Origin of the sequence: Paraburkholderia sp. Ac-20347, from assembly GCF_017104805.1 — a bacterium.
GTDB classification, from domain to species: Bacteria; Pseudomonadota; Gammaproteobacteria; order Burkholderiales; family Burkholderiaceae; genus Paraburkholderia; species Paraburkholderia tropica.
The window spans coordinates 1-13012 of record NZ_JAAGPN010000231.1; the positions used below are offsets into that span (position 1 = coordinate 1).

Genomic DNA, 13012 nt, shown 5'->3' on the forward strand with positions numbered 1-13012 from the left:
TCTCCGGCGCGCCGCCTGCGAGCGCCGCGCGCAGCCAGTCCTTCGGTTGCAGCGCCCAGCGCGCGGCATCGGCGACGACGCGCTCGTGCTGCATCGTCCAGCGCAGCAGCGGGCCCGCCATGCCGGGCGCGACGGGATTGGGTTGCGGATGCGCATCGCTGTCGGGCCAGGCGTCGAGCAGATCGTGCGCGCGCGTGTCGGGCCACAGCATCGCGGGACGCAGCGCCTGACCGCGCGCATCGGTGAGCACGACGCCGTGCATCTGTCCGGAAAAACCGATCGCCCGCACCGCCGCGCGCTCCGCTTCGGGCAGCTTCGCGCAGGCCTGCACGAGCGCGTCCCACCAGCGCCGCACGTCGATTTCGGCCCAGCCGGGCTGCGGCGTTTCGAGCGTATAGGCGATGCTCGCCACGCTGCGCTCCGCGCCTTCGTCATCGACGATCGCGACTTTGAGGGAACCGGTGCCGAGGTCGATGCCGAGAAAACGCGCTGGCGATGCGTGCATGCGAAGCGTCTGGAAAGAAGAGGAAGGGCTGGCCGCGAACCGCGGGCGGCGAAACGAAACGGGCCGAATGGCAGCGGGTTTAACGGCTCATGATACCGGCGCGATGCGCATGCGGCGAGCACGTGACGAGCATGCCGTGAAATCACGCGAAACCCGCAAAACGCCCGCGCTCGCGGGTAAACCCACCCGTGTCGCGCGCGATGCAAAACGGCTCACATGTGGAAAGCGAAATATAGATCATAACGACGCCGCCATGCGTGCGCGTATCCGACCCGCGCCAGTCGCACCGCGACAGCGTCGCTTTTCGCCGCGTCGAACGCGCGCGGCGCGACGCACGCCGTCACGGCAAGCGCATCGTCGAAGGCCGCAAACCTCCTGAAATATGGGACGAACGGCGCATGCGCGCGTCGCGGCCACCTCGACGCGACGCTCCCCGGCCTCTCCGCACGCGCCTTCGCGTTGATGCGCTGCGCACGATCGCGCCCTCGTGGCGCACGCCGCGCGGCTCACGCGCATATCGTCCCCGGAAAGCACGGAATAGTCCCCAGTGGTCTTGTTGCATATTTTTTGCGCGCATACCTTGGAGGCCATATTCCCAAACAAAGACGGAGAGAGACGACATGCATCCCCAGGGTATGGAACGGGAGCAGGCCCAGTCCCGACAGCGTGGCGGCGCCCAGGTTCACCCGTGCGACGAACGTCTGCCGTTCGGCCAGTTGCTCACGCTCGGCATCCAGCACGTGCTCGTGATGTATGCGGGCGCGGTGGCCGTGCCGCTCATCATCGGCGGCGCCATCGGTCTGCCGAAAGATCAGGTGGCCTTTCTCATCAGCGCCGACCTGTTCGCGTGCGGCATCGCCACGCTGATCCAGACGCTCGGTCTCTGGATCTTCGGCATCCGCCTGCCCGTCATCATGGGCTGCACGTTCGCCTCGGTCGGCCCGATGATCGCCATCGGCACGAATCCGTCACTCGGCATTCTCGACATCTTCGGCTCGACCATCGCGGCGGGCGCGATCGGCATCGTCATCGCGCCGATGATCGGCAAGCTGCTGCGCTTCTTTCCGCCCGTCGTGGTGGGCACGGTGATCGCGGTGATCGGCCTCTCGCTGATGGAAGTGGGCATCAACTGGGCGGCCGGCGGCGTGGGCAATCCGAATTACGGCGACCCGATCTATCTCGGCCTCTCGCTGCTCGTGCTGATGCTGATCCTGCTGATCAACAAGTTCGGCCGCGGCTTCATCGCCAATATCTCGGTGCTGCTCGGCATCGTGGCGGGCTTCGCGATCGCGCTGGCGCTCGGCCGCGTGAACCTCGAAGGCATCACGCACGCGCCGTGGGTCGGCTTCGTGATGCCGTTCCACTTCGGCATGCCGAAATTCCACGTGCTGCCGATCGCGACGATGGTGATCGTGATGTTCGTCACCTTCATCGAATCGACCGGCATGTTCCTCGCGGTGGGCGACATGGTCGAGCGCCCCGTCGATCAGGCGACGCTCGTACGCGGTCTGCGCGTGGACGGTCTGGGCACGATGATCGGCGGCATCTTCAACTCGTTTCCGCACACCTCGTTCTCGCAGAACGTCGGGCTGATCGGCGTGACGGGCGTGAAAAGCCGCTACGTCTGCGCGATGGGCGGCGTGATCCTCGTGCTGCTCGGCCTCTTTCCGAAGATGGCGCAGATGGTCGCCTCGGTGCCCGCCTTCGTGCTCGGCGGCGCGGGCATCGTGATGTTCGGCATGGTGGCCGCGAACGGCATCAAGGTGCTGGCGAAGGTCGACTTCGTGAAGAACCAGCACAACCTGTTCATCGTCGCGGTGAGCGTGGGCTTCGGGCTCGTGCCGGTGGTCTCGCCGCACTTCTTCGCGCAACTGCCGCCCGCGCTCTCGCCGATCCTGCATAGCGGCATCCTGCTCGCCTCGGTGTGCGCGGTGGTGCTCAACCTGATCTTCAACGGCGTGAAGAGCGAACGCGCCGCCGGCCGCGACATCCGCCGCGCCGGACACGATTTCGACGGCAGCCACGCGCACGACGCGCAAGGCGGCCCGGAAGCCGGTCATGAAATGCCGCGCAGCGCGGCACACTGAGTCGACGCGAGAGGTGCTCCGGCCGCCTGCGCGCAAGCATCGGCCGGGGTCTTTTGCTGGTTTGACGCCACGGGAAACCGTGGCGTTTTTTTTGCGTGACGTCGTGAGCGATCGCGCTCACGACGCCCGCCTTCACTACGACAGCACTACTGATCTTCCCGGCTGATGCCCGCCGAAATGCGCGTGAGATCCGCCTGATCGAAGGCGATATTCGACGTATCGCCGCGATCGTCCAGAATCTTGCGGGCGATCGCATCGGAAACCGGCGCGACGATCGAGAAGTGATCGCCGTCGGCGACCTTGAATACGTGCAGCGGAATCTTGTGGTTTTGCGCCACCGTCTGCACGGCGTCGAACTCGTGCCAGTAGTTCGACTCGCCTTCGAAATAGAACGTGGGCGATTTGATCGACGTGACGAACGTCATCGGCGAGCGCAGGCGGAATTCGTCGGGACGTGTCTGATCGAACGGCACCGCCACCTGCATCTCGCCCGCTTCGATGCGCAACTTCAGATCCGGCACGCCGCCCAGCGAAAACACCGCGCGGAAGCGATCGTTCAGCTCGCTCGCGAGCAGCGCGCGCGTGCCGCCCGTGCTGTGGCCGACGAGATAGATGCGCTGGGGGTCGACGTAAGGCTGCGCGGCCAGCCACGCACGCGCCGATTCGATATCGTCGATCTCGCCATAGAACATCTCGTACGCGCCGGGATTGTCGTTCTCGCCACGGAAGCTCGGCATCATCGTCACGATGCCGGCCTTGCGGAACGCCGCGCCGCTCTGATCGTTCGCGCGCGGCTGGGGCGTCCAGAAAAGCTGATCCGTCGGGCCGCCAATGCCGCCATAGCCGCCCACAACCCAGATCACGGCAGGATGGCGCTTGCCGTCGTGCGGATCCGGCGTGACGTAGGCTGCGAGCTTGCCGTCCCTGGCCGGATAGCGGATCAGATCCAGCACGCCGGCCGGCGGCCTGGCGGGCGTCCCGTCGGGCTGGAACGAGTGGTCGACGATATGCGTCTGGAACTGCGAGCGCGCGCTTTCGAGACTGCTGCTGCTCACTTCATAGGGGTCTTTCGCCTGACACGCGGCGAGCACGAGCGCCGCCGCGACGCCGGCGAAACGTCGAAGATTCATGGTCATGATGCGTAAGCGATGAGCGCCGCCGCCATCATCGAACAACGCGCGGCAGCGGCGGAAAATTCACGGGAAACCGGGCGAAAAACGCCGGCGATCAGATCCAGCGGATCAGCTTGAAGAAGTTCCAGCGCTCGGCTTCGCGCTTCACTTCCTTGCGGTAGACGGCGTAGTTCGCGACCTGCGCGCAGATCAGCGCCACGGCCAGTCCGGCCATGCGCGCGATCATGTCGGCGGCGCGGTCGCCGGGCACGAACATCATGAGCACGGCGGCGATGACGCAGACGGCGCAGGTGAGCCCCAAGGTCGCGATCGCGGTGCGCCACAGGCCGCAAACGAGGAAGTAGATCGGCCCGAAGAAGAACGCGAAGAAGTTGCCGCCGATCTTGATGCGCTGGAGAAAGGGAATCTGCTTGAATGCGGCTTTGTAGGCGGGCGAACCCGGCGCGCCATGCGCATCAAAGAATTCGAAACGATCGACCCAGCGTTTGGGAAGACCGTTATAGGTCGAGGAAGTCGGTTTGGTTTGCATCAGTTGCCTCACTAGCTGAAAAAGTCGTTGCCGGCGTTTGCCTTGCGATTCTTTGCGTTGCTGCTGCTCAGGCCATGCTAGTGACAGCAAATCGTAATAAAAATAGGACAATTACTAAATTGTCCTTTGGTTGATTGAGAAATCTCCTGGCGGCGGTGCGCTGCTTCGCTACGCTTTTAAGACGCATCGCGCAAAAAAAACGCCACGGTCACCCGTGGCGTTTTCACTTCACGACGCGCTGAAGCGTCGCTCAAGTCAGTCTCGCTCAACCCGCCGACACAGCCGACGCGGCCGGAGCCGAAGCCGCGGCCGGCGCGCTGGCCGAACCGTAGTCGGCCGGCGCATCCGGCGCGCGCGGCGTTTCGCCCGCGTGCTGGATCCAGCCGCCGCCGAGCGCGCGATACAGATCGACGAGATTCGTCATGCGTGCGAGGCGTGCGCTGATCAGCGTCTGCTGCGACGTGTACAGGCTCGTCTGCGCGGTCAGGACCGGCAGATAGCTGTCCACGCCGTTCTTGTAGCGCAGTTCCGACAGCGACAGCGAACGCTGGTTCGCGAAGGTGTTGCGCTCGAGCGCCGCGATCTGCTGATCGTAGGTGCCGCGCGCCGCCAGCCCGTCCGCCACTTCGCGGAACGCCGACTGGATCGCCTTCTCGTAGTTCGCGATCTCGATACGCTTCTGCACGTTGGCCACCTGCAGGTTCGCGATGTTCGAACCGCCCTCGAAGATCGGCAGCGTGACCTGCGGCACGAAACTCCACGCCGCCGTGCCCGCCTTGAACAGACCGCCGAGCGACAGGCTTTCGGTGCCGAACGCCGCCGTCAGCGAGATCTTCGGGAAGAAGGCCGCACGCGCCGCGCCGATGTTGGCGTTCGCGGCGAGCAGCGTCTGCTCCGCTTCCATGATGTCCGGACGACGCGTGAGCATGTCCGACGTCAGTCCCGGCGGGATGTCGGCGAGCAGATCCTGGCCGTCGAGCGGCAGACCTTGCGGCATCTCCGCCGGCAGCGGCTCGCCGATCAGCAGCACGAGCGCGTTCTCGGCCTGCGCGCGGGCGCGCAGTTGCGCCTGCAGGTTGGCCTGCGCCGTTTCGACCACGGTCTGCGCCTGACGCAGATCGAGTTCGGTGCCGGTGCCGGTGTCGAACTGCGCCTTCGTGATGTTGTACGAATCCTGCGCCGTCTTCAGCGTTTCCTGCGTGACCTTCAGCAGGTCGTCGTCGGAGAGCATCGTCAGGTACTGGTCCGCGACTTCCGACACCAACGTGATTTCCGCCGCCTTGCGCGCATACGCCGTCGACAGATACTGCGCGAGCGCCTGGTCCTTCAGGCTGCGAATGCGGCCCCAGAAGTCGATTTCCCAGGACGCCTGCAGGCCCACGTTGTAGACGCTGTACGGATTGGTCGGATAGCTCGTCGCCAGTTCCTGCGGCAGGCGCGTGCGCGTGTCCGTGCCCACGCCGTTGATGGCGGGGAACAGCTCGGCGCGCGTGATCTGATACTGCGCGCGCGCCGCTTCCACGTTGAGCACCGAAACACGCAGATCGCGGTTGTTCTTCAGCGCGATCTCGACCAGTTGCTGCAGACGCGGATCGACGAAGAAGTCGCGCCAGCCGATGTCGGTCGCCGCCGCGCCATTGGCGCTGCGGCTGGTCTTCGCGCTGGTGCCCTCGCCGCCTTCGCCGGCCTGGCCGGCTTCGGTGCCGGGCTGCGTCGCGTAGACGCCGCCCTGCGGGAAGGTCTGCGACACCGGCGCATCCGGCCGGTGGTACCACGGCGCCATCGTGCAACCTGCCAGTAGCGCAGCGGCCCCTGCAATTACGGATAGTTTATGCATCTCAATGTCCTTCCTTACCCGGGCCGCCGTTGTCGCCACCGCTGCCGCCATTGCCGCCGTTACCGCCCGCGCCACCGGCGTTATCGTCGTCATGGTCGTGCGCGTGGTGCTCTTCGTAGTGCTGGAGCGCGACGTCGGCGTCTTCCTTCTCGCCTGCGAACTTCGCGCGGATCACGACGAAGAACATCGGGATCATGAAGATCGCGAGGAACGTGGCCGTGACCATACCGCCGATCACGCCCGTGCCGATCGCGTGCTGCGATGCCGAACCCGCGCCGTTACTGATCGCGAGCGGCAGCACGCCGAGAATGAACGCCATCGACGTCATCAGAATCGGGCGCAGACGCAGTCGGGAGGCTTCGAGCGCCGCCTCGATCGGTCCCATCTTGCCGTCGGCCTGCAGGTCGCGGGCGAATTCCACGATCAGAATCGCGTTTTTCGCCGATAGACCCACGGTGGTCAACAGACCCACCTGGAAGAACACGTCGTTTTCCAGACCGCGCAGCGTGACCGCCAGCAGCGCGCCGAGCACGCCGAGCGGCACCACCATGATGACCGCGAACGGAATCGACCAGCTTTCGTACAGCGCCGCAAGACACAGGAACACGACGAGGATCGAGATGCCGTACAGGATCGGCGCCTGCGAACCCGACTGACGTTCCTGGAACGACAGACCGGTCCATTCGTAGCCGATGCCCGCGGGCAGCTTCAACGCGATCTGCTCCATGGCCGTCATGGCCTGGCCCGTCGACTTGCCCGTGCTCGCCTGACCCTGGATTTCGACCGCCGAGATACCGTTGTAGCGCTCGAGCTTCGGCGAACCGTAGGTCCACTCGCCGGTTGCGAACGAGGTGAACGGCACCATCCCGCCCGCGCTGTTACGCACGTACCAGCTGTTCAGATCGTTCGGCGTCATGCGGAACGGCGCGTCCGACATCACGTAGACCTTCTTGATCCGGCCGTCGACGTCGAGGAAGTTGTTCACGTACGACGACGCCCAGCCGATCGAGAACGTCTGGTCGACCGACGCCGAGGTCACACCGAGCGCTTCAGCCTTCTCGCGATCGATGTTGATCTTGTACTGCGGCGTGTCGTTCAGGCCGTTCGGACGCACGAGGGCCAGCGACGGATCCTTCGCAGCCATGCCGAGCAGCATGTTGCGCGCTTCCATCAGCTTTTCGTGGCCCACGCCGCCGCGATCCTGGAGTTCGAAGTCGAAGCCCGAGGCCGTGCCGAGTTCAGGAATCGACGGCGGATTCACCGGAATCACCATCGCGTCCTTGTAGCCCGCATAGTGCGCGAACACGCGGCCCACCAGCGCCTGGACCTTCTGGTCCGCGTGCTGACGTTCCTTGTAGTCCTTCATGCGCACGAACACGAGACCCGAGTTCTGGCCGCGACCCGCGAAGCTGAAGCCGTTCACCGTGAACGTCGACTCGACGATCGACTTCTCGTCGTTGAGCAGATAGTTCTGGATGTTGGCCAGCGTGCGCGCCGTGGTTTCCTGCGTCGAGCCCGAAGGCGTCTGCACGATCACGAACATCGTGCCCTGGTCTTCATCGGGCAGGAACGACTTCGGCAGGCGCACGAACAGCAGGCCAACCGCGACGATCACCGCGAGATAGATGATGAGCCAGCGGCCCGAGCGCTTGATCACGTGATAGACGCCGCTGTGATACTTGTCGCGGCTCTTTTCGAACGTGCGGTTGAACCAGCCGAAGAAGCCCTTCTTCTCTTCGTGATGGCCCTTCGGGATCGGCTTGAGGATGGTCGCGCACAGTGCGGGCGTCAGAATCAACGCCACCAGCACGGACAGCACCATCGCGGCCACGATCGTCAGCGAGAACTGACGGTAGATCGCGCCGACCGAACCGCCCGAGAACGCCACCGGCACGAACACCGCGGAGAGCACGAGCGCCACGCCCACGAGTGCGCCGGTGATCTGGCCCATCGCCTTGCGGGTGGCTTCCTTCGGCCCTAACCCCTCTTCCACCATCACCCGTTCGACGTTTTCCACCACCACGATCGCATCGTCCACCAGCAGACCGATTGCGAGCACGAGGCCGAACATCGACAGCGTGTTGATCGAGAAGCCCACCGCCGCCATGATCGCGAACGTACCCAGCAGCACCACCGGCACCGCGATCGTCGGAATCAACGTCGCGCGCAGGTTCTGCAGGAACAGGTACATCACGAGGAACACCAGCACGATGCCTTCCAGCAGCGTCTTGATCACTTCCTCGATCGACAGGCGCACGAACGGCGTCGTGTCGTACGGGTACTTCACGACGAGACCGTGCGGGAAGTACTTCGAGAGGTCGTCGATCTTCTGACGCACCAGCTTCGCGGTTTGCAGCGCGTTCGCGCCCGTGGCGAGCTGAATACCCAGACCGGCGGTCGGCGCACCGTTGTACTTCGTGTCGAAGTTGTAGTTTTCGCCGCCCAGACCGATGCGCGCCACGTCCTTCAGACGCACCTGCGAGCCGTCCTGGTTCACCTTCAGCAGGATGTTGCCGAACTCTTCAGGCGTGTGCAGCAGCGTCGATTCGGTGATGGTCGCCTGGAACGACTGACCCGCCACCGACGGCGTGCCGCCCAGCTGACCGCCCGCGATCTGCACGTTCTGCGCCGTGATCGCCGCCGTCACGTCCGAAGGCGTGAGCTGGAAGTTGGTGAGCTTGTTCGGATCGAGCCAGACGCGCATCGCGTACTGCGAGCCGAACAGCGTGACCGTACCCACGCCGTCGATACGGCTGATCGGGTCTTCCACGTTCGACGCCACGTAGTTCGCGAGGTCGTACTTGGTCATGCTGCCGTCTTCGGAGACGAACGCCATCACCAGCAGGAAGCTGCTGCTCGACTTCGTGACCTTGATGCCGAGCTGCTGCACCACCTGCGGCAGAATCGGCGTGGCGAGCTGCAGCTTGTTCTGCACCTGCACCTGCGCGATGTCCGGGTTGGTGCCCGCCGCGAAAGTCAGCGTAATGGTGGCCGTGCCCGAGTCATCGGACGTGGACGACAGATACAGCAAGTGGTCGAGACCGCTCATCTGCTGCTCGATCACCTGGGTGACCGTGTCTTCCACCGTCTTGGCCGACGCGCCCGGGTAGGTCGCGCTGATCTGGATGGACGGCGGCGCGATGGTCGGATACTGCGCGACCGGCAGCGTGAACACCGACGCCACACCCGCCAGCATCAGGATGATGGCGACCACCCAGGCAAAAATTGGGCGGTCGATAAAGAACTTTGCCATGAAGCAGGCTCCCTGTTATTGCGCAGCGGAAGCAGCGGGTGCGGAGGCAGCGGACGCGCCCGAAGCGGCGCTGGCGTTGCCCGAAGCCGTCGCTTCGTCGGCCGACGGCGCGCCCGGCGGCGGCGGCGGCGGCAGATGCGCGTCGACCGGCTTGACCTCGGCGCCCGGCTTGACCTTCTCGGTGCCTTGCACGATCACGCGGTCGCCCGCATTGATGCCGCTTTCGACGATCCAGTCCTGGCCTTGCGAGCCCGACGTCACGATCGGACGCAGTTCGACCTTGTTGTCCTTGTTGACGACGAGCACCGTCGCCTGACCCTTCTGGTCGTGCAGCACGCCGATCTGCGGCACGAGGAAGGCGCGTTCGTTGGTGCCTTCGTCGATGCGCGCACGCACGAACATGCCCGGCAGCAGCACGTGATCCGGATTCGAGAACAGCGCGCGGATCGTCACCGAGCCGGTGGTCTGGTCGACCGTGACGTCGGTGAACTGGAGCTTGCCCTGTTGCGCGTAGGTGCGGCCGTCTTCGAGCACGAGCGAAACCTTGGCAGCGTCCGGACCGTTGGTCTTCAGACGGCCTTCCTGGATTTCGCGGCGCAGTTTCAGACCGTCGAGGCTCGACTGCGTGAGGTCGACGTACATCGGGTCCATCTGCTGCACGGTGGACAGCAGCGTGGCGGCGCTCGCCTGCACGTAGGCGCCCGGCGTGACCTGCGAGATGCCGACCTTGCCCGTGATGGGCGAGACGACATCCGTATAGCCGAGGTTGATCTGCGCGGTGTCGACCGCGGCCTTGCCCGCCGCGACGTCGGCGGCGGCCTGGCCCTGCGCGGACACGGCGTTGTCGTAATCCTGCTTGCTCACCGCGTTGGCCTGCACCAGCACCTTGTAGCGCGTGACGAGGGCGTTCTGCGTGACGAGGTTCGCCTGCGCCTTGGCGAGCGTGGCCTTGGCGTTATTGAGCGTGGCGATGTACGGCGCCGGATCGATCTTGTACAGGCGCTGGCCTGCCTTCACGACGCTGCCTTCGGTGAACTCGCGGCGCAGCACGATGCCGTCGACCCGTGCGCGCACTTGCGCGACGAGGAAGGCATTGGTGCGGCCCGGCAGTTCGGACACGACCGGCACGGCGGTGGGCTGGAGGGTGACGATACCCACTTCGGGAGTTTGCGGCGGCGGCGCCGACTGCTTTTGCCCGCACGCTGCAAGCACGATTGCAGCCGTCGCGAAGCTGATTAGGCGGAATGGAACCCGTTCGACGCGCATGGAGCGACCTCTGTCTATAACTGACGATTAAAAGCGTGCGGCGTCCTCGCGAGCGTAAGCAAGCAGGAGGACAACATCGCACGCCAGCATCTGGCAATACCTGACGGATGACCCGGTACTTCAGGAAAAAAGCGCGATACCGGTCAGCTACATCCGTCCGGACGGTTCTTCAGCGCGCCGCCGCGTCGGGCGCCGCGCATGGGGGTTTCTACGACCACCAAAGGGCCAGTGACGGATATTACCGGACATCACCACTTGAGGTACCCAGGTGGTGGGGTGCTATTATAGATACATTCGCGAACGAATGTAAAAGAACGAATCATTCCTCATGAACGGTTCGTCAAGAGCGTTTTGCGCATGACATCCATATTACAAATCAATACGTTGCCGATTGCGCCCCTTTGTATCTCTTGCCGAATAGTCCTTCGATTTTCGGGGCTTTTGTTCGCGTAAAGCGCCCTTATTAACTCCTTACCACAGTCCTTACGCCCGTATCCCAACGATCATGGCCCGACGCACGAAAGAGGAAGCGCTGGAGACGCGCAACCGTATTCTCGACGCCGCCGAACACGTCTTTTTTGAAAAAGGCGTTTCGCGCACATCGCTCGCCGACATTGCGCAGGCCGCCGGCGTGACGCGCGGCGCGATCTACTGGCATTTCGAGAACAAGGGCGATCTGTTCACGGCGATGTTCGACCGCGTGATCCTGCCGCTCGACGAGCTGAAGGTCGCCTCGGTCGATCCGGGCGAGCCCGATCCGCTCGGGCGCATCAAGGATCTGTGCACGCTCTGTCTGTGCGACACGGCCAGCGACGCGCGCCGCCGCCGCGTGTTCGAGATCCTGTTTCTGAAGTGCGAGTTCGTCGAGGAAATGGGCCCGGTGATGGCGCGCCATCAGGGCAATATGCGCGAGGGACTGATGCGCATCGAGGAAGGCTTGCGCAACGCGATGTCGAAGGGCCAGCTGCCCGCCGATCTCGACGCGCCCCGCGCCGCGCGCGTGCTGCATTCGTTCATCACGGGCGCGCTGCGCGACATGGCGATCCTGCCCGACGCATTCGACGTGGCGAGCAACGCCGAGCGGCTCGTCGAAGCCGTGTTCGACGCGCTGCGTTTCAGTCCGGCGCTGCGCGTGACGGCCGGACCCGCGTAATCGCGCGCGGACGTTTTCGTTCGTTGTGCTCGTTGTCGTTGCGAGAGCGGCCGTCGCCGCCCCGCTTCATCGCCCTCCTCGTCTCACCGCTGATCACTTACGCCGCCACGCGCGCCTTGCGCGCACGCTGATTCGACAGGTAGATGTTGTCGCGCGGCAACGGTGCGCCCTCGGCCAGCGCCGCCAGCCAGGCGTCGGTGCTCGCGACCGCGGCGAAGCGCGACTGCATCACCACGCTGAACACGCGATGAATCTCCGCGGCGCTCGCCGCACCCGCCGAATTCTCATACGGCACCGACCCCGTCGCATCCTCCAGAAACTCGACCGCGAGCCCCGCGTGCGTGGCGTCGAAAGCCGTCGAGGCGTCGCAGTTGTGCGTCATGTAGCCGACGATCGTGAGCGTGTCGATCGCGCGCGCAGCCAGCCACGCGCCCAGATCGGTGCCCGCGAAGGCGCTCGGCAGCGACTTCTCGACGTAGTGATCGCGCTCGCGCGACGCCACCACGTCGTGCAGTTCGGCGCCCGCGCTGCCGCGCGCGAACAGCGGCGACTCCGCGGGCGCGAAGTTCTGCACGACGACGACCGGCACGCCCGCGGCACGCGCGGCGTCGATGGCGCGGCCGATGTTGGCGAGCGAGGTGTGGACGTCCGGATATTCGATCGGCAGATCGCCGCTCACGTATTCGTTCTGCACGTCGATGACGACGAGCGCGCGGCGCGGTTGTGCGGACATGGTGAGGCCTCCTGATTCGAGCAGTGTGAGCGAAGGTTCGCGAAGGTTCGAAACAATTCGCGATGGTTTGGAATGCTTGGGATCAACATCGCCGGGCCTGGCGGCACAACGACGATGGCGCATTGTTGCGTGGCGGCGCGAGCGCGCACAGTGGCCCGAATGACAAGTTTCGCTAGAATCGGGCCAAATATCGGCGACACGTACGCGTCGCGCCGATCTGCCCGAAAGCCCCGAAAAAGCGAGTTAGCGATGTCCACCGCCGCCGCCGTTCTGCCCGAGCCGTCCGCGCCCGCGCCCTCCCTCCGCCCGACGGCACCGATGCCAGCGCCCGCGCGCCGCATCGCCGTGGTCGCCTTCGACCGCATCATCCCGTTCCACCTGTCGGTGCCCTGCATCGTGTTCGGCGAGGACCGCGCCGAAGGCGGCGTGCCGCCGTTCGAACTGCGCGTGTGCGCGGCGGAAAGCGGCCCGCTCGCCACGACGGCGGGCTTCACGCTCAGCGCGACGCACGGCCTC

9 protein-coding genes and 1 pseudogene are annotated in these 13012 nt (G+C 65.0%); 3 read left to right on the top strand and 7 right to left on the bottom strand.

What is annotated here, in order from left to right; all coding sequences use genetic code 11:
• Positions 1-505: FGGY family carbohydrate kinase (locus G3N97_RS29990; protein ID WP_241030917.1), on the bottom strand; the 505-nt coding region annotated here is incomplete at its 3' end.
• A gap of 620 nt (positions 506-1125) precedes the next feature.
• Here G3N97_RS29990 and G3N97_RS29995 point away from each other — a divergent pair.
• Entirely contained in the window at positions 1126-2592 is a 1467-nt protein-coding gene (locus tag G3N97_RS29995; RefSeq protein ID WP_241030918.1) for a nucleobase:cation symporter-2 family protein, read from the top strand.
• A gap of 146 nt (positions 2593-2738) precedes the next feature.
• Here G3N97_RS29995 and G3N97_RS30000 read toward each other — a convergent pair whose 3' ends face one another.
• The 5 genes from G3N97_RS30000 to G3N97_RS30020 all read right to left on the bottom strand — a co-directional run bounded on the left by G3N97_RS30000 (position 2739) and on the right by G3N97_RS30020 (position 10610).
• On the bottom strand, positions 2739-3722 hold the full coding sequence (locus tag G3N97_RS30000; protein ID WP_205996565.1) for a prolyl oligopeptidase family serine peptidase: 984 nt from the start codon (positions 3720-3722) through the stop codon (positions 2739-2741).
• 97 nt (positions 3723-3819) lie between these two features.
• On the bottom strand, positions 3820-4254 hold the full coding sequence (locus tag G3N97_RS30005; RefSeq protein ID WP_205996566.1) for a DUF2628 domain-containing protein: 435 nt from the start codon (positions 4252-4254) through the stop codon (positions 3820-3822).
• 265 nt (positions 4255-4519) lie between these two features.
• A complete protein-coding gene (locus tag G3N97_RS30010) occupies positions 4520-6091 on the bottom strand; it encodes an efflux transporter outer membrane subunit (protein ID WP_205996567.1) in 1572 nt (523 codons plus the stop codon).
• A gap of 1 nt (position 6092) precedes the next feature.
• Positions 6093-9344, bottom strand: a complete 3252-nt coding sequence (locus G3N97_RS30015) for an efflux RND transporter permease subunit (RefSeq protein ID WP_205996568.1) — start codon at positions 9342-9344, stop codon at positions 6093-6095.
• Between the two features lie 15 nt (positions 9345-9359).
• Positions 9360-10610: an efflux RND transporter periplasmic adaptor subunit gene (locus tag G3N97_RS30020; protein ID WP_065059287.1), complete on the bottom strand. Its 1251-nt coding sequence runs from the start codon at positions 10608-10610 to the stop codon at positions 9360-9362.
• Positions 10611-11115: 505 nt separating this feature from the next.
• On the opposite strand from G3N97_RS30020, the gene G3N97_RS30025 reads away from it, so the two are divergent.
• On the top strand, positions 11116-11763 hold the full coding sequence (locus G3N97_RS30025) for a TetR family transcriptional regulator (protein WP_205996569.1): 648 nt from the start codon (positions 11116-11118) through the stop codon (positions 11761-11763).
• A 97-nt stretch (positions 11764-11860) separates the two neighbouring features.
• Here G3N97_RS30025 and G3N97_RS30030 read toward each other — a convergent pair whose 3' ends face one another.
• On the bottom strand, positions 11861-12496 hold the full coding sequence (locus tag G3N97_RS30030) for a cysteine hydrolase family protein (RefSeq protein WP_205996570.1): 636 nt from the start codon (positions 12494-12496) through the stop codon (positions 11861-11863).
• Positions 12497-12814: 318 nt separating this feature from the next.
• On the opposite strand from G3N97_RS30030, the pseudogene G3N97_RS30035 reads away from it, so the two are divergent.
• Positions 12815-13012 (top strand): annotated as a pseudogene (locus G3N97_RS30035) (GlxA family transcriptional regulator); the annotation flags it as partial.

Bases quoted from the DNA above. Each gene is read 5' to 3' on its own strand.
- G3N97_RS29995 (WP_241030918.1), top strand. From the start codon at position 1,126: ATGCATCCCCAGGGTATGGAACGGGAGCAGGCCCAGTCCCGACAGCGT.
- G3N97_RS30000 (WP_205996565.1), bottom strand. From the start codon at position 3,722: ATGAATCTTCGACGTTTCGCCGGCGTCGCGGCGGCGCTCGTGCTCGCC.
- G3N97_RS30005 (WP_205996566.1), bottom strand. From the start codon at position 4,254: ATGCAAACCAAACCGACTTCCTCGACCTATAACGGTCTTCCCAAACGC.
- G3N97_RS30010 (WP_205996567.1), bottom strand. From the start codon at position 6,091: ATGCATAAACTATCCGTAATTGCAGGGGCCGCTGCGCTACTGGCAGGT.
- G3N97_RS30015 (WP_205996568.1), bottom strand. From the start codon at position 9,344: ATGGCAAAGTTCTTTATCGACCGCCCAATTTTTGCCTGGGTGGTCGCC.
- G3N97_RS30020 (WP_065059287.1), bottom strand. From the start codon at position 10,610: ATGCGCGTCGAACGGGTTCCATTCCGCCTAATCAGCTTCGCGACGGCT.
- G3N97_RS30025 (WP_205996569.1), top strand. From the start codon at position 11,116: ATGGCCCGACGCACGAAAGAGGAAGCGCTGGAGACGCGCAACCGTATT.
- G3N97_RS30030 (WP_205996570.1), bottom strand. From the start codon at position 12,496: ATGTCCGCACAACCGCGCCGCGCGCTCGTCGTCATCGACGTGCAGAAC.